Origin of the sequence: Micromonospora sp. NPDC005220 (assembly GCF_040607895.1) — a bacterium.
Taxonomy (GTDB): domain Bacteria; phylum Actinomycetota; class Actinomycetes; order Mycobacteriales; family Micromonosporaceae; genus Micromonospora.
This window is the reverse complement of sequence record NZ_JBEXHP010000004.1, coordinates 59,984-78,246: the sequence shown is the minus strand read 5'-3', so window position 1 is coordinate 78,246 and position 18,263 is coordinate 59,984. Positions and strand designations below refer to the sequence as shown.

The window sequence follows — 18,263 nt, the reverse complement described above, 5'->3', positions numbered from 1 at the left end:
CGCGGCCGAGTGCCGCGGACCCGGCGGGGTCGTCAGTCGTTGGCGTGCAGGGCGGCGTTCAGCTCGATGCCCCGGCCGGTACGCGGGCGGGCTTCCAGCGCGCCGGTGACCGAGTTGCGCCAGAACAGCAGGCCGTCGACGCCGGACAACTCGCGGGCCTTGACCACCCGGCCGTCCGGCAGGGTGATCTTCGACGCGGCGGTGATGTAGCAGCCGGCCTCGACCACACAGTCGTCGCCGAGTGAGATCCCGACGCCGGCGTTCGCGCCGACCAGGCTTCGCTCACCGATGCTGATCTTGTCGGTGCCGCCGCCGGAGAGGGTGCCCATGATGGAGGCCCCACCGCCGATGTCGGAGCCGTCGCCGACCAGCACGCCCTGCACGATCCGGCCCTCGACCATCGAGGTGCCGACGGTGCCGGCGTTGAAGTTCACGAAGCCCTCGTGCATCACAGTGGTGCCGGCGGCCAGGTGCGCGCCGAGGCGGACCCGGTCGGCGTCGGCGATCCGCACCCCGGAGGGCACCACGTAGTCGGTCATCCGGGGGAACTTGTCCACCCCGTACACCGCCAGGTGGCGGCCGGCGGCCCGCTCGATCACCCGCAGCTCGTCCACCCGCTCCGGTGGGCACGGCCCGGCGGACGTCCAGGCCACGTTGGCCAGCTTGCCGAAGATGCCGTCCAGGTTGAGCTGGTTGGGTCGCACCAGGCGGTGCGACAGCAGGTGCAACCGGAGGTACGCGTCGGAAGCGTCCTTGATCGGGTCGTCCAGCGAGCCGATCACGGTGACCACCTGCACGGTACGCAGACCAGGCAGCGACCGGTCACCCAGCGCGGCCGGCGGCAGGTCGAGCACGTCCGCCTTGTCCTCACCGGCGACCAGCGGCAGCTCGCCCAGGCCCAGCTTGCCGGTCGGGTACCAGGTGTCGAGCACCTGCTCGTCTGCGGTGACCGTAGCCAGGCCGATGCCCCAGGCGGAATCTGCGGACGTCACTGTTACACCTCTCGGTCACGGCCGGGTTGACCTCGGCTCGCTCCTCGCGCTGACAGACCTGAAGGTACCGTGCGAACCATGGAGAACCCGCTGACCCCCGAGGTCCTCGCCGATCCGGTGCAGCTGACCCGCGCTCTGGTCGACATAGAATCCGTGTCCCTCAACGAGAAGGCGATCGCCGACTGTGTCGAAGAGGTGCTGCGGGGCGTACCGCACCTGACCACCCACCGGCACGGCAACACGGTGATGGCGCGCACCGACCTCGGTCGGTCGCAGCGTGTCGTGCTGGCCGGGCACCTCGACACGGTGCCGTTGAACAACAACTTCCCGTCCACCATGCGCGGCGACCTGATGTACGGCTGCGGAACCTCCGACATGAAGTCCGGCACCGCGTACGCCCTGCACCTGGCGGTCACGCTGCCCGAACCGCGCTACGACGTGACGTACTTCTTCTACGAGGCCGAGGAGATCGAGTCTCAGTACAACGGGCTCAACCTCGTCGCGCAGGCGTTCCCGGAGTGGCTGGAGGCGGACTTCGCGGTGCTGCTGGAGCCGACGTACGGCATCGTCGAGGCGGGCTGCCAGGGCACCATGCGCTCGGTGGTCACCACGACCGGCGTACGCGCCCACTCGGCGCGCTCCTGGCACGGGGTGAACGCCATCCACGCCGCCGGTGAGGTGCTGCGACGCCTCCAGACGTACGAGGCGCGCCGGGTCACCATCGACGGCTGCGACTACCGCGAGGGCATGAACGCGGTGCGGATCAACGGTGGAGTGGCCGGCAACGTGGTTCCCGATCACTGTGAGGTCGAGGTCAACTACCGGTTCGCCCCGGATCGCACCCCGGCCGAGGCGGAGGCGCACCTGCGTGAGGTGTTCGCCGGCTTCGAGGTGACTGTCACCGACACGGCTGCCGGTGCCGCTCCTGGGCTCGACGCGGCCCCCGCGAAGGAGTTCCTGGCGGCGGTCGGCGCCGCGCCGATCGGCAAGCTGGGCTGGACGGACGTGGCCCGGTTCGCGGCGATGGGCATCCCCGCGCTGAACTTCGGCCCGGGCGACCCGAACCTCGCCCACCACCCGGACGAGCACGTCGAGATCAGCAAGATCCGCGACGGCGCGGCAACCCTGCACCGCTGGCTGGCCCCGGCCTGATCCCCGGGTCTCCGGACCCCCGCCCGCCGGGTGATCAAGAGGTTTGCGTCAGCCTGGCCCGTTGTCGGCGACGCAAACCTCTTGATCGGCTCCGGATGGGGTGGGGGAGGTGGGGGTTGGGTTCTGCTGGCGGGTGCGGCGGCGTTCGGCCACCACGTCCTGGATTCGTCGCTGCATCTGGCGACGAATCCGGATCATCTCGCTGTTACTGATCACGCTGTCTCCTCCCCCGAAGGCGCGCGCCGGGGCATACCCGGTATGTGAATAGTAAGACGTACGGGAGCGGCGAAAAGTTGCCCATGATCCCGAACTATTTCTCGGCGTCTGCGCCCCGCGCACCCGGCCGGTGCTGCTCCACTACGGTTGCCCCATGAGCCACAGCAACGGGCGGGAGGCCGGTCGCGGTCCGGGACAGGAGCGGCATCGCGGTGCGGTCACCCTGCGCAGAGGGGCGATCCCGAGCAGCACCGCCGATCAGCGACTGCTGGATTCACGGGGGCGCGGCGACTGGAAGACCAAGGACGCCTGGCGCGCGCTGCGCATCCTCGCCGAGTTCGTCGAGGGCTTCGACACCCTGGCCGACGTACCGGCCGCGGTGAGCGTCTTCGGCTCCGCGCGCAGCGCGCCGGACAGCGCCGAGTGCCAGTTGGCCGAACAGTTGGGCGGCGCACTGGCCCGAGCCGGCTACGCGGTGATCACCGGAGGCGGGCCCGGGGTGATGGAGGCCGCCAACCGCGGCGCCAGCGAGGCCGATGGGCTCTCCGTGGGGCTCGGCATCGAGCTCCCGTTCGAGCAGGGCATCAACGACTGGGTCGACCTGGCCATCGACTTCCGCTACTTCTTCGCCCGCAAGACGATGTTCGTCAAGTACGCCCAGGCGTTCGTCGTGCTGCCCGGCGGGTTCGGCACCATGGACGAGTTGTTCGAGGCGCTCACCCTGGTGCAGACCGGCAAGGTCACCCGGTTCCCGGTGGTGCTCATGGGGGTCGCCTACTGGCAGGGCCTGCTGGACTGGCTGCGCGACACGATGGCCGCCACCGGCAAGATCGGGCCGGTCGACCTGGACCTGATCTGCCTCACCGACGACGTCAACGAGGCGGTCCGGCACATCGTCGCGGCGGAGGCCGCGCTCTCCGCCGAGCAGGAGGCGGTCCGCGAGGAGGCTGTCGCCCGTACCGGCGTGGACCAGCAGGCCGCCGCCGAGCAGGCTCGGAATCACAACTGATGGCCGCGATCTGCGTCTTCTGCGCGTCCTCCCGTACCCTCGATCAGCGCTGGTTGGACCTGGCCGCCGAGACCGGCGCGGAGCTGGCCCGGCGCGGGCACACGCTGGTCAGCGGTGGTGGCTGCGTCGGCATGATGGGCGCGCTGGTGGACGGCGCCCGATCCGCCGGTGGGCGCACCGTCGGGGTGATCCCGCAGTCGCTGGTCGATCTGGAGGTCGCCGACCTGGCCTCGGACGAGCTGCTGGTGACCGACTCGATGGCCAGCCGCAAGACCTTGATGATCGACAAGTCGGACGCCTTCCTCACCCTGCCCGGCGGGCTGGGCACCCTGGACGAGTTGTTCGAGGTCTGGACCACCGCAACCCTCGCCCTGCACACCAAGCCGATGGTGCTGATCGACACCGACGGCTTCTACCGCCCCCTGCTGGACTGGCTCGACGCGCTGGCCGACCAGACCTTCCTCAAGCCCGCCGGCCGCGACCTCCTGACGGTCACCACCACCGTCAACGAGGCCCTAGACGTCCTGGAATCCCACCTAACCTGACCCCACCCCGGTCCCGGCCCGCGGTGATCATGAAGTTAGCGACGTCGCTGTCGGCGTGTCGCGCCGCTAACTTCATGATCGACGGGGTGGGTGGGGTTGGGGTGGGGTTTGGGGGGTGGGTGGGTGTCGTATGGGTCTGATGGGATGAGCTGATGCAGGCGTACCGGTTGGTGCGGCGGCCCGGGGGGCCGGCGCGGGGAGACGGGGCGACGCCTGACAGCGCTTCCGGGCCCGCCAGCGGTGGCCTGTCCGGCGGAGGTGTCGGCGCGTCGGGTGGGCCCGATGGCGTGGCCGGGCCGGAGCTGGCCGTGGTCGGCGGCGGCTGGCGGGCCGATCCGGTGCAGGCCGAGGTGGTCGGGCACACCGACGGGCCGATGCTCGTGGTCGGCGGCCCGGGCACCGGCAAGACCAGCACGCTGGTCGAGGCGGTCGCCGCCCGGGTGGCCGAGGGGGTCGACCCCGAGCGGATCCTCGTGCTGACCTTCGGCCGCCGAGGCGCCACCGCGCTGCGGCAGCGCATCGAGGCCCGAATCGCGCAGGACGGCCACCGGGTGCTGCGCGAACCGCTGGTGCGCACCTTCCCGGCGTACGCCTTCGGGTTGCTCCGCCGCGCCGCCGCCGAGCGGGGCGAACCGTCGCCCCGGCTGCTCACCGGCCCCGAGCAGGATCTGATCATCCGTGAGCTGCTGGACGTGGTGGGCGAGGAGCCCGAGGACGACCCGGTCGGCTGGCCGACCGACCTGCGCCCCGCCCTGCGGACCCGGGCGTTCGCCGGCCAACTGCGCGACCTGCTCATGCGCGCCGCCGAGCGCGGCGTGGGCCCGATGGACCTGGCCCGGCTGGGGGAGAAGCTCGGCCGCGCCGACTGGCCGGCCGCCGCCCGTTTCCTCCGGGAGTACGTCGCCGTGCTGGCGCTGCGCGACGTCAGCAACCGGGGCTCCATCGCGTACGACCCGGCGGAGCTGGTCCGGGCGGCCACCGGGCTGCTGCGCGACGACGAGGAGTTGCTGACCGCCGAGCGCCGCAGGCTCGCCCACGTCTACCTCGACGAGTTGGCCGACACCGACCCCGCCCAACAGGAGCTGCTCTCGGTCATCGCCGGCGGCGGCAAGTCGCTTGTCGCGTTCGCCGACCCCGATTCCTCCACGTACGCCTTCCGGGGCGCCGATCCGGCCGGGGTGGCGACGTTCCCGCACCGCTTCCGGACGGCATCCGGTGCGCCCGCCGCACAGGTGCTGCTGACCACGTCGTACCGGGCCGGGCCGGGTCTGCTCGCGGCGATCGCCCGGCTGGGGCGCCGGCTACGGGGTCCGGCCACGCATCGTCGGCTGCACCCACTGCCGGACGCGCCGCCCGGCACGGTCGAGGTGCACACCTTCCGCTCGGCGACCAGCGAGGCGGCCTGGCTGGCCCACGCGCTGCGCTCGGCCCACCTGCTCGACGGCGTGCCCTGGTCACGGATGGCGGTGCTGGTGCGGTCCACCGCGTTGCAGCTGCCCACCCTGCGACGGGCGCTGCACGCCGCCGGCGTACCCACCGTGGTGCACGGTGAGGATCTGCCCCTGCACCTGCAACCGGCGGTCGCGCCGCTGCTGCTCCTGTTGCGCTGCGCGCTGGAGCCGGAACGACTCGACGAGGAGGCGGCCGTCGCGCTGCTGCACTCGCCGCTGGGCGGGGCCGACCCGCTCGCCGAGCGGCGGCTGCGGCAGGGCCTGCGCGCCCTCGCGCTGGCTGCCGGCGACCGACGCCCCTCCGGGGAGCTGATCGTCGAGGCGTTACGCGATCCGGAGGAGTTGGCCAGCATCGACCGGCGCTGGGCGGAGCCGGCGCAGGCGGTGGCCGGGCTGTTGGCCATCGCACGCGAAGCCGCCGCTCGGCCGGGTTCTACCGCCGAGGACGTGCTCTGGGCCGTCTGGCACGCCAGTGGTCTCGCCGAGCGGTGGGCGGGCGCGATCGGCCAGGGGCGTCCGGAGGCCGGCGAAGGCGACCTGGCCCGGCGACGGCGGGCCGAGGCGGCCGACCGCGACCTGGACGCCGCGCTGGTCCTCTTCGACGCGGCGGCCCGGTTCACCGACCGGCTGCCCGGTGCCCGTACCGAGGTCTTCCTCGACCACGTGCTCGCCCAGGACCTGCCAGCCGACACCATCGCCCCGACCGCCGACCGGGGTGCGGCGGTACGCCTGCTCACCGCGCACGCCGCGAAGGGCCTGGAGTGGGACCTGGTCGCGGTGGCCGGCGTACAGGAGGGCATCTGGCCGGACCTGCGGCTGCGCGGCAGCCTGCTCGGCTCCGAGCGACTGGTCGACGTGCTGGCCGGCCGGTCGGTCGACGGCGCGACCAGGGCGAACGTGGTGGGTCAGACCTCGGCGTTACTGGACGAGGAGCGCCGGCTCTTCCACGTCGCGATCAGCCGGGCCCGGCACCGGCTGCTGGTCAGCGCCGTGGCGTCGGCCGCTGTCGGCGGTGACGATCACGAGGAGCAGCCCAGCCGGTTCCTGCACGAGCTGGGCCCGAGCACCCCGCCGCCGAGCCCGCCGCCCGGCCCGCCGCCGACCCCGCCCGGCCCGCCGCCGGCAGCGGTTGGCTCGCCGCCCGGTCCACGCACCGAGCCGTCCTCCGGTGACGGCACCGGGGGCGCTTCGCCGGGCGAGACAGGCGACGAGGAGCCGGACCGTCCCGGCGCGCTGCCGGTGACCCGTCCACCCCGGGCGCTCACCCTGCCGGCGTTGGTCGCGGAACTGCGTACCGCCATCACCGACCCGGCCGCCCCGGCGACCCGGCGGCGCGCCGCGGCGGCCGAACTGGCCCGGCTCGCCGCCGCCGGGGTGCCCGGCGCGCACCCCGACGACTGGTGGGGGTTGCGGGTGCTCTCCGACGACCGGCCGCTCGTCGACGACGGCGACCCGGTGCGGGTCACCCCGTCGGCCATGGAGAGCGCGTTGCGGTGCAGCCTGCGTTGGCTGCTGGAACGGCACGGCGGCAGCGGCCCGACCAGCACCGCGCAGGGGGTGGGCAACCTGGTGCACGCCGCCGCGATGCTCGCCGAGGACGCCAGCGCCGACCGGGGCGCGTTGCTCGACTACGTGGCCGCCCGGTTCGATGCGATCGAGCTGGCGGCCCGGTGGATGGCCGGGCCGGAGCGGGAACGCGCCGAGGCGATGGTCGACAAGCTGCTGCGCTGGCTGGCCACCAATCCGCGTCGGTTGCTCGCCATCGAGCACGAGTTCGCCGTCCGTCTGGACGACCCGAACCGGCCCGTCGACCTGACCGGCCGGGTCGACCGGCTGGAGGTCGACGAGGCCGGGCGGCTCGTGGTGATCGACCTGAAGACCGGCAAGTCCACCGCTGTCACCGGCAGCGACCTGGCCGAGCACCCGCAGCTCGGCGCCTACCAGGCGGCGGTGGAGGCGGGGGCGTTCGCCGAGTTCGGGGACGAGTCCGGGGGTGCTGCGTTGGTGCAGCTCGGGACGTCCGCCAAGGACGCCAGGGAGCAGAATCAACCGGCGGCCAGCGAGGGGCCGGCGGCCGGTTGGGCGACCGCGCTGGTCCGGCGGACCGCCGATACGATGGCAGCCGCCACGTTCGCCGCGGTGGCCAACTCGAAGTGCCGGGTCTGCCCGGTGCGCACCAGCTGCCCGGTCTCCGGGCAGGGGCGCCAGGTCGTCGAGCCGCCCACCGTCCGGCGCACTGGTGCGGGCGAGGAGTGAGCTTGCGAGCCCAGTGGCGACCTGGGACGGCACCCGTGAGGGCGAGGAGCGCGCCGGTGTTGGGAACTGAGACGGCACGGTGAGTCAGCCCACCCTGTTCGGCGCGGGTCCCGCGCCGACGCCCCGGCTCGCGGACTCCGGCCCCCGGTACACACCGGTGGAGCTGGCCAAGCTGCTGCGGTTGCCGGCGCCCACCCGGGAGCAGGCCGCGATCATCGCCGCCCCGGTGGAGCCGCTGCTGGTGGTCGCGGGCGCCGGGTCCGGCAAGACCGAGACGATGGCCGCGCGGGTGGTCTGGCTGGTGGCCAACTCGTACGTGCGGCCGGAGCAGATCCTCGGGCTGACCTTCACCCGCAAGGCGGCCGGCGAGCTGGCGCACCGGGTCCGCACCCGGCTCGACCAGCTGATCCGCCGCCTCGGCCGGCAGGGACGCGACCCGCTGGACGATCCGCTCGCCGGTGAGCCCACCGTCTCCACCTACCACTCGTACGCCGGGCGGATCGTCACCGAGCACGGGCTGCGGGCCGGCTACGAGCCGTCCACCCGGCTGCTCACCGAGGCGTCCCGCTGGCAGTTGGTCGACCTGCTGGTGCGCAACTACGACGGCGACATGTCCGAGGTGGACCGGATGCCGAGCACCATCACCGACGCGGTGCTGGCGCTGGCCGGGGAGTTGGACGAGCATCTGGTCGCGCCGGACGAGTTGGCGGCCTGGACCGGTCGGTTCTTCGCCGAGGTGCAGTCCCGGCCGGGTCGGGTGTACGCCGACGTGCGCAAGGCGCTCACCCTCCAGCAGACCCGGTTGCGTCTGCTGCCGCTGGTGCGGGCGTACGCCCGGCGCAAGGAGGACTTCGAGGCGATGGACTTCGCCGACCAGCTTGCCCGGGCGGCCCGGGTGGCCCGGGACCACCCCGGGGTCGGCGTGATCGAGCGGGACCGTTTCCGGGTGGTGCTGCTCGACGAGTACCAGGACACCAGCCACGCCCAGGTGGTGTTGCTCAACGCGCTGTTCGGTGGTGGGCACCCGGTGACCGCGGTGGGCGACCCGTGCCAGTCGATCTACGGCTGGCGGGGAGCCAGCGCGGGCACCCTGGACCGGTTCCCCACCGAGTTCGCCCGCGCCGACGGTGAACCGGCCCCCGCGCTGGGGCTCACCACGAGTTGGCGCAACCGTCCGGAGATCCTCCGGGTGGCGAACGCGCTCTCCACCCCGCTGCGGGCGGCGGGTGCCCGGGTGCCGGAGCTGCGCTCCGCGCTGACCGTCCGGGACCCGATCCCGCACCGCAGCCCGGGTGGCGCGGCCGGCGGCACTGTGCACTGCGCGCTGCTGCCCACGTACGCCGACGAGGCCGACTGGATCGCCGACAGCGTGCTCGCCGCGTGGCGCGGGGCGGCCGGGATGCCGGGCGCGGCCCCGGAGCACATTCCGGTGGCCCGACGCCCGACGACCGCCGTGCTGGTCCGGGTGCGCAGCCAGATCCCGGCGATCGAGTCGGCGCTGCGTGAGCGTGGCCTTCCGGTCGAGGTGGTCGGGCTGGGTGGTCTGCTGGACACCCCCGAGGTACGCGACGTGGTCTGCACGCTGCGGGTGCTGGCCGACCCGACCGACGGGGCCGCGTTGCTGCGGTTGCTCACCGGCGCCCGGTGGCGGATCGGGCCGCGTGACCTGGTGGCGTTGCACCGACGGGCTCGGGCCCTCGCGAACGCCCGTCGTCAGGTGGCCGCCGACGAAGCCTCGGACATCAGCCCCGACCTGTTGGACGAGGCGACTCTGGTGGAGGCGTTGGCTGATCTCGGGCCGGCGCAGGCGTACTCGGCGGAGGGGTTCGCGCGGCTGCGCGCGTACGGCCGGGAGTTGGCGCTGCTGCGCTACCGACTGGACCAGGCGCTGCCGGATCTGATCGCGGACATCGAGCGGACCATCGGCCTGGACGTGGAGGTCGCGGTGCGGGCCGGCCGGGACGGCGCCGGCGACGCGGGCCTGGCCCGGGGGCATCTGGACGCGCTCGGCGACGTGGCGGCCCGGTTCAGCGGGGAGACGCCCGGCGCGACCCTGTCCGGCTTCCTGTCCTACCTGGCCGCCGCCGAGGACGAGGAGCGTGGTCTCGCGCCGGGCGAGGTCGAGGTGGTGGAGGGCGCGGTGCAGGTGGTCACCGCGCACGCCGCCAAGGGCCTGGAGTGGGACGTGGTGGCGGTGGCCGGTCTGTGCCGTGGCTCGTGGCCCGGTCCGGTACGCAACTCCGACCACTGGCTGGGTGGGCTGGGTGTGCTGCCGTTCCCGCTGCGCGGCGACGCCGACGGGCTGCCCGAGTTGGCGCTCGACGAGGCGGCGGACCAGCGGGCCGTGGCGCGAGCGGTGACCGACTTCACCGACGCGTGGCGGGCCCACGACGAGCGGGAGGAACGCCGGCTGACGTACGTGGCGGTCACTCGCCCGCGCCGGCTGCTGCTGTGCTCCGGGTACTGGTGGGGGGAGGGCACGAAGCGGCCGCGAGGTCCGTCGGTCTTCCTGCGCGAGGTGTACGACGCCTGCCTCGACGGCGGGCCGGGGCACCTGATCGACGTGTGGGCGCCGGAGCCGACGCCCGACGCGACGAACCCGACGGCCGAGGTGGTGCTCCGCGCGGAGTGGCCGGCCGACCCGCTGGGCGGTCGCCGGCCGGCGTTGGCCGAGGCGGCCGGGTTGGTGCGCCGCCTGATGGCCGACGGCCCGGCGGCGCTCCCCGGGCCGGTCGGGCCGGTGCTCGCCGGGCCGGTGCGCGCCGAGCCGGTTACGCCGGACGGGTCGACGGTCGAACCGGTCGAACCGGTCGAGCCGGAGGTGAATCCGGAGGTGGCGCGCTGGCAACGCGAGGCGGACCTGCTGTTGGCGGAGCGCGCCGAGCTGACCCGGCTCTCCGGCGCGGTCGAGGTGGCTCTGCCCGGGGCGCTGAGCGTCACCCAGCTGGTCGCGCTGCGGCGCGATCCGGCGGCGCTGGCCCGTACGCTGCGTCGCCCGGTGCCGACCGAACCCAACCCGTACGCCCGTCGAGGTACCGCCTTCCACGCCTGGTTGGAGCAGCGCTTCGGCGCCGACCGCCTGCTGGACCTGGACGAGCTGCCGGGCGCGGCCGACGCCGACGCCGCACCCGACGAGGCGCTGGTCGAGCTTCAGGAGCGGTTCCTGGCCAGCGAGTGGGCCGACCGGTCGCCGGTGGAGGTGGAGGTGCCGTTTGCCACGGTGATCGCCGGAGTGGTGGTGCGGGGCCGGATGGACGCGGTCTTCGCCCGGCCGGGTGGCCGGTTCGACGTGGTCGACTGGAAGACCGGGGCGCAGCCCACCGGGCCGGCCGCCGAGGTGGCCGCCGTGCAGCTGGCCGTGTACCGGCTGGCCTGGGCGGAGCTGGCCGGCGTGCCGGTCGACCGGGTGGGCGCGGCGTTCCACTACGTCCGGCACGGGGTGACCGTCCGGCCCGCCGACCTGCTCGATGTGAATGGCCTCACAGCCTTGATCGCCCAGTTGCCCGAAGATTCCGCCCAAGCTTGACCATGACGGGGGAAGCTGTGGTAGCTTATCCGGGTTGCAGTTTTGGTTACCAGAGACTCTGTGTGCGCCTGGCGGGAATTGTGGCCCCAGGCGCTCTTTGTTGTGTCCGGAGTTCTCCGGGCGGGGCGACCAGAAGCGACAGGCGATTCGCGCATCCCCGCGCGGAGCGCTCCTCTTCGGGCACACAACAAGTGTGTGTCCGACGTTCCGTCAAGGAGACGAAACACATGGCTATTGGCACCGTGAAGTGGTTCAACGCTGACAAGGGCTTCGGCTTCATCACCCCGGACGGCGGCGGCGCTGACGTCTTCGCCCACTTCTCGGCGATCCAGTCCTCCGGCTACCGGAGCCTGGACGAGAACCAGCGGGTCGAGTTCGAGGTGACCCAGGGCCAGAAGGGCCCGCAGGCGGAGAACATCCGCCCGATCTGATCTTCGGATCGGTCAGCATTACCTGTCGCGCCCTCCGGGTGTGACGGTGACGGGACCGGCCCGCCCCGCCCCGCCTGCGTACGCAGGCGGCGGCCCGGCGGCGGGCCGGCCTGTACTCCAATCGGTTCGTGCTTGTGAGTCCTGGCTGCCTTGCGCCGCCGGTTGACAGCGCCGACTTCGGCGCCCTCCCTCGACACGTTCCGCGTCGAGGAAGGCTTTCGCATGACCACAGTTATTCCGTCTTTTGCTCTTACCGGCTTGGCGCCGGCGCTGCTCACCGCGCTGACCGCGCAGGGCATCAACGAGCCGTTCCCGATCCAGACGGCGACGCTGCCCGACTCGCTCGCCGGCCGGGACGTGCTGGGCCGGGGTCGTACCGGCTCCGGCAAGACCCTCGCCTTCGGGCTGCCGCTGCTGTCGCGCACCGCCGGCCGTAAGGCCCGGCCGGGTCGCCCGCTGGCCCTGGTGCTGGTGCCGACCCGTGAGCTGGCCCAGCAGGTCACCACAGCGCTGGCCCCGTACGCCCGCGCCGTCGGGCTGCGCTGCACCACAGTCGTCGGCGGGCTGTCGTTGCAACGGCAGGCCGACGCTCTGCGCGCCGGTGCCGAGGTTGTCGTCGCCACCCCGGGCCGGCTGCACGACCTGATCAACCGCGGCGACGCCCGGCTCGACCAGGTCGAGATCACCGTGCTCGACGAGGCCGACCAGATGGCCGACATGGGCTTCCTGCCGCAGGTCACCAAGCTGCTGGAGCAGGTCGCGCCGCAGGGGCAGCGGATGCTCTTCTCCGCGACCCTGGACGGCGGTGTGGACCGGCTGGTCCGCCGCTTCCTGAGCAACCCGGTCACCCACTCGGTCGACCCGGGCACTGCGACGGTCACCGCGATGACCCACCACGTGCTGCACGTCGACGCGCTGGACAAGCCCGACGCGCTGACCCGGATCGCCGCCCGTGAGGGCCGCACCATCCTGTTCATGGGCACCAAGCACCGCGCCGACCGGCTGGCCCGCCAGCTGCTCTCCAAGGGCGTACGCGCGGCCGCGCTGCACGGCGGCAAGTCCCAGCCGCAGCGCACCCGGATCCTGGAGCAGTTCCGCAACGGTCAGGTGACCGCCCTGGTCGCCACCGACGTGGCGGCCCGCGGCATCCACGTGGACGGCCTGGACATGGTGGTCAACGTGGACCCGCCGACCGAGGCGAAGGACTACCTGCACCGGGGCGGCCGTACCGCCCGGGCCGGCGAGTCCGGTTCGGTGGTCACCCTGGTCCTGCCGGAGCAGCGCCGGGACGTGTCCCGGCTGATGGCCACCGCCGGCATCCGGCCCGAGTCGGTCCAGGTGCGCCCGGGTGACGGGGCGCTGGCCCGGGTCACCGGCGCCCGCGAGCCGTCCGGTGTGCCGGTGACCATCGTCGCTCCGCCGGCGCCCGCCTCCCGGGCACGCACCTCCGGCGGCTCGGCCGCCGACGGTGGCGCCCGCCCGGCACACCGTGCGTCGGGCCGGTCCCGTCGTCCGCGTCGCCCCCGTACCGTCTGATCTTCCTGCGTTCACCGGCCCGTCCCGCTCTCGCGGGGCGGGCCGGTCGCGTCAGCCGTCCGTGCGGCCCACTCGCCGCGCCGACCGGTCGATCCGCCGCGCCGCTCGGTCGGCCGGCTGAGTCGGTAATCAGCCTCGGCTTGGTCGGCTGGCCGACTGCGCCCCGGCCGCCCGTGGTCGAGGCTGACCGACGGGGGGAAACCGGGCGGGGGGCCCGGCACGGGAGGGGTGACCATGGCGGGCGAAGCCGGCTCGGGCGCACTGCGTGAACTGATCCTGGTGGTCGCGGTCGCGCTCGCCGGGTTGTTGCTCGCCATGGTTGCGGCCTTCGCACCCTGGCACGCCACCCCGGCGGGTAACGCTCCCGCCGGTCTGGTGGAGCTGCGCAGTCCTGGCGGCCCGGGCCCCGGCCCGACGGTCGTACACGTGGGCTGAGCAGCGGCCGGCCTACCGGCGCCGGCGGAGGGGCAGGCCCGGTCGGGATCGGTACGAGGTGTGGTCGGGTCGGCGGGGCACCGACCCGACCACATCGCCTCAGTGCCGCGCTCGGTCGTGCCCGACGGCGGCAGCGTCCGACGCGCCAGCTCACGATCGCGCTCGATCCAGGAAATAGGCCCTTCGCCGTGCGGGCGAGGGGCCTACATCAACGATCGAGCGCGATCATGGCCGGGGTGCGCCGGCGCTGACCGGACTCACGAGGTGGTGGTGGCGGGGTCGGTTGATCGGTGGGTGAGCAGGTTGGCCAGGGTGGTGCTGTCGACAACCGTGGCGATCGCGCCGTGCACCGCCAGCCAGACGTCGGTGAGCCCCGCTGCCACTCCGTGATAGCCGGCCCGCTCGGCCGGTAGACCGCGCACCGTGGTGAGCGAGCCGCCGACCGCGCGCAGCACGTCTCCGACGGTGATCTCGTCGGGTGGGCGGGTCAGGGCGTACCCGCCCTCGGCACCGCGGTGGCTGTGCAGCAGACCGGCCCGGCGAAGGTCGAGCAGGATGCCCTGCAGGAAGCTGAGCGGGATGTCCTGCACCTCGGCCAGGCTGGCTGCCTTCACCAACTCGCCGACCTTCTCGCCGTCGCCGCCGCTGGCGGCGGCGACGGCGAGCATCGCCCGGAGCGCGTAGTCGCTGCGCGCGGAGACGTACACGGGTCAGTTGCCCGCCTGGTCGAGCACGCCCCAGCGACGCCGGATCGCCTTGTCCGCCGCGCCGAACGCGGCGTCCACCACTATGCCGACGACCAGGATGACGATCATGACGGCCATCAGCCGTTCCGCGTCCGAGAAATCCCTGGCGTAGGTGAGTTGAGCGCCGATCGACGTCCGCGCGGCGATGACCACGAGCAGTTCACCGGCCATCAGACTGCGCCACGCGAAGGCCCAGCCCTGCTTGAGGCCGGCGACGATCGCGGGCAGCGCGGCGGGCGCGATGACGTATCGGTACAGGTTGAGACCTCGGGCACCCAGGTTGCGGCCGGCGCGCTGCAGCAGCGGCGGGACGTAGTCCACGCCATGGATGACACCGTTGGCGATGGACGGTGCGGCACCGAGCACCACCACGAAGAAGATCGCCTGTTCGCTGAGGCCGAACAGCAGGATCGCCAGGGGAAACCAGGCAATCGACGGCATCGTCTGCAGCGCCGTGATCATGGACCCGATGGCGGCCCGGAGCACCTTCGATCGAGAGACGCCGAGGCCGAGCAGCAGCCCGACGACTACTGCGGCGGCAAAGCCGAAAAACGCACGTCGTGCGGTGGTGGCCAGCCCGTCCCAGAGCGCCTGACTCATGAAGTAGTCGGCGAGGTCGGCGAAGACCGGCCCCGGGCCGGGCAGGGCCCACGGGTCCTTCCAGCCGGTCCAGACCACTGCCTGCCAGATTCCGATGGCGATGGCCAGCGCGGCGAGCTTGGGCCAGGTGGCCGCCCAGATCCGGGCGCCCCGGGAGACATCCTTGTCCCGGCCGGCGATCTCCAGCGCGTCGAGTCCGCTGATCTCCGCGTCGGTACGCGTCGAACTGGTGAGGGTGTCACTGGCCATGGCGGCCCACCTCCGTACGGAGCCGCTCGGTGACCTCGGCGGCGATGGCGGCGACCTCGGGAGAGTCGATCCGGCGAGGGCGCGGGATGTTCACCTCGGTGGAGTAGATGATCCGACCCGGCCGGCTGGAGAGCAGGATGATCCGGTCGGCCAGCCGGGCGGCCTCGCGGACGTTGTGCGTCACGAAGAGCACCGAGAGCTTGCGCTCGGACCAGATCCGTTCCAGCTCGTCGTGCAGGATGTCCCGGGTCATCGCGTCCAGCGCGCCGAACGGCTCGTCCATGAGCAGCACCGGAGTGTCCAGGGCCAGGGTGCGGGCCAGAGCGACCCGCTGCCGCATGCCGCCAGAGAGCTCGTGCGGGCGCTTGCGGCCGAAGTCGGCCAGGTGCACCGTCCGCAGCAGCTCGGCGACCCGCGCGCGGCGTTCGGCCCGGGGAAGCCGGCGCAGCTTGAGGGGCACCTCCACGTTGGCGTCGACGGTCAGCCACGGAAAGAGCGCCGGCTCCTGGAACATCAGGCCCGGGTTGGCGTCGCCGGCCAGGGTGATCTGCCCACCGCTGACCCGGTCCAGCCCAGCCACCAGGTTGAGCAGGGTGCTCTTGCCGCAGCCGGACGCGCCGACCAGACAGACGAACTCGCCGGGCGCGACGTCCAGCGACACACCGTCCAGGGCCAGGACCGCGTTCGCCCCGCGCCCGTACACCTTGGTCACGCCGGAGAGCGCGACCGCGGTGGTCGCGCTCTCCGGCGTCGTCGTGGTCGACGTCATGGCTGAACAACCTCGGGCTTGCCGGCGGCCTTGAGGGCCTTGTTGAGGTAGGTCAGGTCGTACAGGCCCTTGAGGTCGACCGGCTCGGTCAGGCCGACGTCGACGGCGTGGTCGAGCCCGGCCTTGAGCGAGGAGGAGATCGGGTCGTTGGTGAACTCCAACGTCGGCCACGCCTGCTTGATCAGCTTCAGGTCCAACGGCTTTCCGGTGATCTTGCCGATCGCGTCGGAGATGGCCTGCTGCGCCTCGTCCGGCTTGGTGTTGACGAACTCGTTGGCGGCCACCTGGCCGTCGACCAGCTTCTGCACCACGTCCGGGTGCGCCTTGAGGAACTTCGTGCTGACCAGCAGGTTGGTGATGACGAACTTCTTGTCCGGCCACAGGTCGCGCTCGTCGACGAGCACCTTGCCGCCGGCGTTGACCAGGCGGGAGACGAACGGCTCGGGCACCCAGGCGCCGTCGATCGCGCCGCTGTTGAACGTCTCGACCGTCTGGGCGTTCTCCTGCGGCACGATCTTGACGTCGCCGCCACCCTCCTTCGTGGTGGTGAGGCCCTGCTGCTTGAGCCAGTACCGGATCGCCACGTCCTGGGTGTTGCCCAGCTGCGGGGTGGCGATCTTCTTGCCCTTCAGGTCCTGCACCCCGGTGATGGCGGGCTTGACCACCAGCGCCACGCCGCCGGAGGCCGCGCCGGAGACGACCCGGACCGCCTCGCCCTTGGACTTGGAGAAGGCGTTGACCGTCGGGTTCGGACCGATGTAGGTGGCGTCCAGCGCGCCGGAGAAGACCGCCTCGATGGCGGCCGGGCCTGCGTTGAAGGTCTTCGGGTCCAGCTTGACGTTGCTGCCGAGCTTCTCCGCGAAGATGCCCTCCTCCACGCCGACGACCGCCGGCGCGTGGGTGATGTTGGGGAAGTAGCCGAGGCGCAGCGTCACCGGACCGGAGCTGCCGCCCGCGCCCTCACTGTCGTCGCCGCACGCGGCGGTGCTGCCCAGGGTCGCCGCGCCGACCACGGCGAGGGTGGCCAGGGTGACCAACCGGCGCAGGGGGAGCCGTCTCATCGTCCATCCAATCCGCAGTATTCCTACTTAGTTGGTAGGAAGAGTGGGCCAGGCTGCGGTCAGCGTCAAGACCCATCCACATGACGGGATGGCGCGTCTCAGTTATGTCGGCATTTCCTACTAGCTTGCTAGGGTAATCGCCATTCGGTGACCGGCAGAGAGGTGACTCGCGATGACCTTCCACTGGTTCCTGCCCACCTCCGGCGACGGCGACCAGGTCGGTGCCGCCACCGTCACCGCGGGCGCCGCGAGACACGACCGGGCCGCCACGGTGGCCTATCTGGCCGAGGTCGGCCGGGCCGCCGAGGCGAACGGGTTCACCGCCGTTCTCACGCCGGTGGGCGCCGGCTGCCCCGACCCGTGGATCGTCTGCGCGGCGGTCGCCCAGCACACCGAGCGGCTCGGCATGCTGGTCGCGGTCCGGGCCGGCTTCGCGCTGCCCACCCTGATCGCCCAGCAGGCCGAGGCGTTCCAGGCCATCTCGGGTGGCCGACTCTCACTCAACATCGTCACCGGGGGCGACCCGGCCGAACAGCGGGCGTACGGCGACTTTCTCGGGCACGACGACCGCTACGCGCGGACCGGCGAGTTCGTCGAGGTGCTTCGGCGCGCCTGGGCCGGCGGGCCGTTCGACTACGCCGGCAAGCACTACCGGGTCGACGGCGGCGGCCTGGCCACCCCGCTCGCCGTGCCGCCGCCGGTCTACTTCGGCGGCGCTTCCCCGGCCGCCGAGACGGTGGCCGCCCGCCAGGCCGACGTGTACCTGATGTGGGGTGAACCCCCGACGTCGATCGCGGCCCGGGTCGCCCGGGTCCGGGCGCTCGCCGCCGAACAGGGCCGCACCCTGCGCACCGGCCTGCGGCTGCACGTCATCGCCCGGCCGACCAGCGTCGAGGCGTGGGCGGAGGCCGACCGGCTGCTGGCCGGGATGAGCCCGGAGCGGATCGCCGCCGCCCAGGCCCGGTTCCGCCGGATGGACTCGGTGGGTCAGGCCCGGATGGCCGCGCTGAACGCCGGCCGCACCGACGGGCTCACCGTCGCACCGAACCTCTGGGCCGGCGTCGGCCTGGTCCGCGAGGGCGCCGGCACCGCGCTGGTCGGCAGCTACGCCGAGGTCGCGGCCCGGATCGACGAGTACGCCGGGCACGGCGTCGACGAGTTCATCCTCTCCGGCTGGCCGCACCGCGAGGAGGCCGAGCGGGTCGGCGCCGAGGTGCTGCCCCTGGTGAGTGCCCCGGTCGCGGCGGCTCCGGGAAGGTCGCGGGTGGCGAAGGTGTCGACGCGCTAGG

Annotated in this window: 15 protein-coding genes; 9 read left to right on the top strand and 6 right to left on the bottom strand. The window is 72.9% G+C overall.

The annotated features are described in order from the left end of the window. Positions 1 to 32 precede the first annotated feature (32 nt). The gene (gene dapD, locus ABZU52_RS03185; RefSeq protein WP_354969441.1) at positions 33 to 992 is read right to left on the bottom strand and encodes a 2,3,4,5-tetrahydropyridine-2,6-dicarboxylate N-succinyltransferase; all 960 of its coding nucleotides are present in this window, start codon (positions 990 to 992) and stop codon (positions 33 to 35) included. A gap of 78 nt (positions 993 to 1,070) precedes the next feature. Here dapD and dapE point away from each other — a divergent pair, with 78 nt between their 5' ends. Next, positions 1,071 to 2,144 (top strand): succinyl-diaminopimelate desuccinylase, encoded by a 1,074-nt coding sequence (dapE, locus tag ABZU52_RS03180; RefSeq protein WP_354969440.1) that lies wholly within the window; start codon positions 1,071 to 1,073, stop codon positions 2,142 to 2,144. Between the two features lie 48 nt (positions 2,145 to 2,192). Here the strand turns inward: dapE and ABZU52_RS03175 are convergent, their stop codons facing one another. Continuing rightward, on the bottom strand, positions 2,193 to 2,360 hold the full coding sequence (locus ABZU52_RS03175) for a hypothetical protein (protein ID WP_196930473.1): 168 nt from the start codon (positions 2,358 to 2,360) through the stop codon (positions 2,193 to 2,195). Between the two features lie 154 nt (positions 2,361 to 2,514). Between ABZU52_RS03175 and ABZU52_RS03170 the strand changes: the two genes are divergently transcribed. From ABZU52_RS03170 to ABZU52_RS03140, 7 genes are all read left to right on the top strand, one after another. Then, a complete protein-coding gene (locus tag ABZU52_RS03170; RefSeq protein ID WP_354969439.1) occupies positions 2,515 to 3,369 on the top strand; it encodes a TIGR00730 family Rossman fold protein in 855 nt (284 codons plus the stop codon). Continuing rightward, the gene (locus ABZU52_RS03165) at positions 3,369 to 3,914 is read left to right on the top strand and encodes a TIGR00730 family Rossman fold protein (protein ID WP_354969438.1); all 546 of its coding nucleotides are present in this window, start codon (positions 3,369 to 3,371) and stop codon (positions 3,912 to 3,914) included. The genes ABZU52_RS03170 and ABZU52_RS03165 overlap by 1 nt, the downstream gene beginning before the upstream one ends. Before the next feature lie 152 nt (positions 3,915 to 4,066). Next, on the top strand, positions 4,067 to 7,621 hold the full coding sequence (locus tag ABZU52_RS03160) for an ATP-dependent DNA helicase (protein ID WP_354969437.1): 3,555 nt from the start codon (positions 4,067 to 4,069) through the stop codon (positions 7,619 to 7,621). Positions 7,622 to 7,700: 79 nt separating this feature from the next. Beyond that, positions 7,701 to 11,147 carry an ATP-dependent DNA helicase gene (locus ABZU52_RS03155; RefSeq protein WP_354969436.1) on the top strand — a complete coding sequence of 1,149 codons (3,447 nt, stop codon included), beginning with the start codon at positions 7,701 to 7,703 and terminating at the stop codon, positions 11,145 to 11,147. Between the two features lie 227 nt (positions 11,148 to 11,374). Next, entirely contained in the window at positions 11,375 to 11,578 is a 204-nt protein-coding gene (locus tag ABZU52_RS03150; RefSeq protein WP_101369720.1) for a cold-shock protein, read from the top strand. A 222-nt stretch (positions 11,579 to 11,800) separates the two neighbouring features. Beyond that, the gene (locus ABZU52_RS03145; RefSeq protein ID WP_354969435.1) at positions 11,801 to 13,114 is read left to right on the top strand and encodes a DEAD/DEAH box helicase; all 1,314 of its coding nucleotides are present in this window, start codon (positions 11,801 to 11,803) and stop codon (positions 13,112 to 13,114) included. A gap of 234 nt (positions 13,115 to 13,348) precedes the next feature. Then, positions 13,349 to 13,549, top strand: a complete 201-nt coding sequence (locus tag ABZU52_RS03140; protein ID WP_354969434.1) for a hypothetical protein — start codon at positions 13,349 to 13,351, stop codon at positions 13,547 to 13,549. A gap of 257 nt (positions 13,550 to 13,806) precedes the next feature. Here ABZU52_RS03140 and ABZU52_RS03135 read toward each other — a convergent pair whose 3' ends face one another. From ABZU52_RS03135 to ABZU52_RS03120, 4 genes are read right to left on the bottom strand one after another with little or no spacing between them, the layout of a single operon-like run. Beyond that, complete coding sequence (locus ABZU52_RS03135; RefSeq protein WP_354969433.1) at positions 13,807 to 14,256, bottom strand: Rrf2 family transcriptional regulator; 450 nt, start codon at positions 14,254 to 14,256, stop codon at positions 13,807 to 13,809. A 3-nt stretch (positions 14,257 to 14,259) separates the two neighbouring features. Continuing rightward, positions 14,260 to 15,144 carry an ABC transporter permease gene (locus tag ABZU52_RS03130; protein WP_354969432.1) on the bottom strand — a complete coding sequence of 295 codons (885 nt, stop codon included), beginning with the start codon at positions 15,142 to 15,144 and terminating at the stop codon, positions 14,260 to 14,262. Further along, the gene (locus ABZU52_RS03125) at positions 15,134 to 15,913 is read right to left on the bottom strand and encodes an ABC transporter ATP-binding protein (RefSeq protein ID WP_354969431.1); all 780 of its coding nucleotides are present in this window, start codon (positions 15,911 to 15,913) and stop codon (positions 15,134 to 15,136) included. The genes ABZU52_RS03130 and ABZU52_RS03125 overlap by 11 nt, the downstream gene beginning before the upstream one ends. Further along, the gene (locus tag ABZU52_RS03120) at positions 15,910 to 16,974 is read right to left on the bottom strand and encodes an ABC transporter substrate-binding protein (protein ID WP_354969430.1); all 1,065 of its coding nucleotides are present in this window, start codon (positions 16,972 to 16,974) and stop codon (positions 15,910 to 15,912) included. Before ABZU52_RS03120 ends, ABZU52_RS03125 begins: the two co-directional genes overlap by 4 nt. Before the next feature lie 172 nt (positions 16,975 to 17,146). Here ABZU52_RS03120 and ABZU52_RS03115 point away from each other — a divergent pair, with 172 nt between their 5' ends. After that, positions 17,147 to 18,262, top strand: a complete 1,116-nt coding sequence (locus ABZU52_RS03115; RefSeq protein ID WP_354969429.1) for an LLM class flavin-dependent oxidoreductase — start codon at positions 17,147 to 17,149, stop codon at positions 18,260 to 18,262. Position 18,263 lies beyond the last annotated feature (1 nt).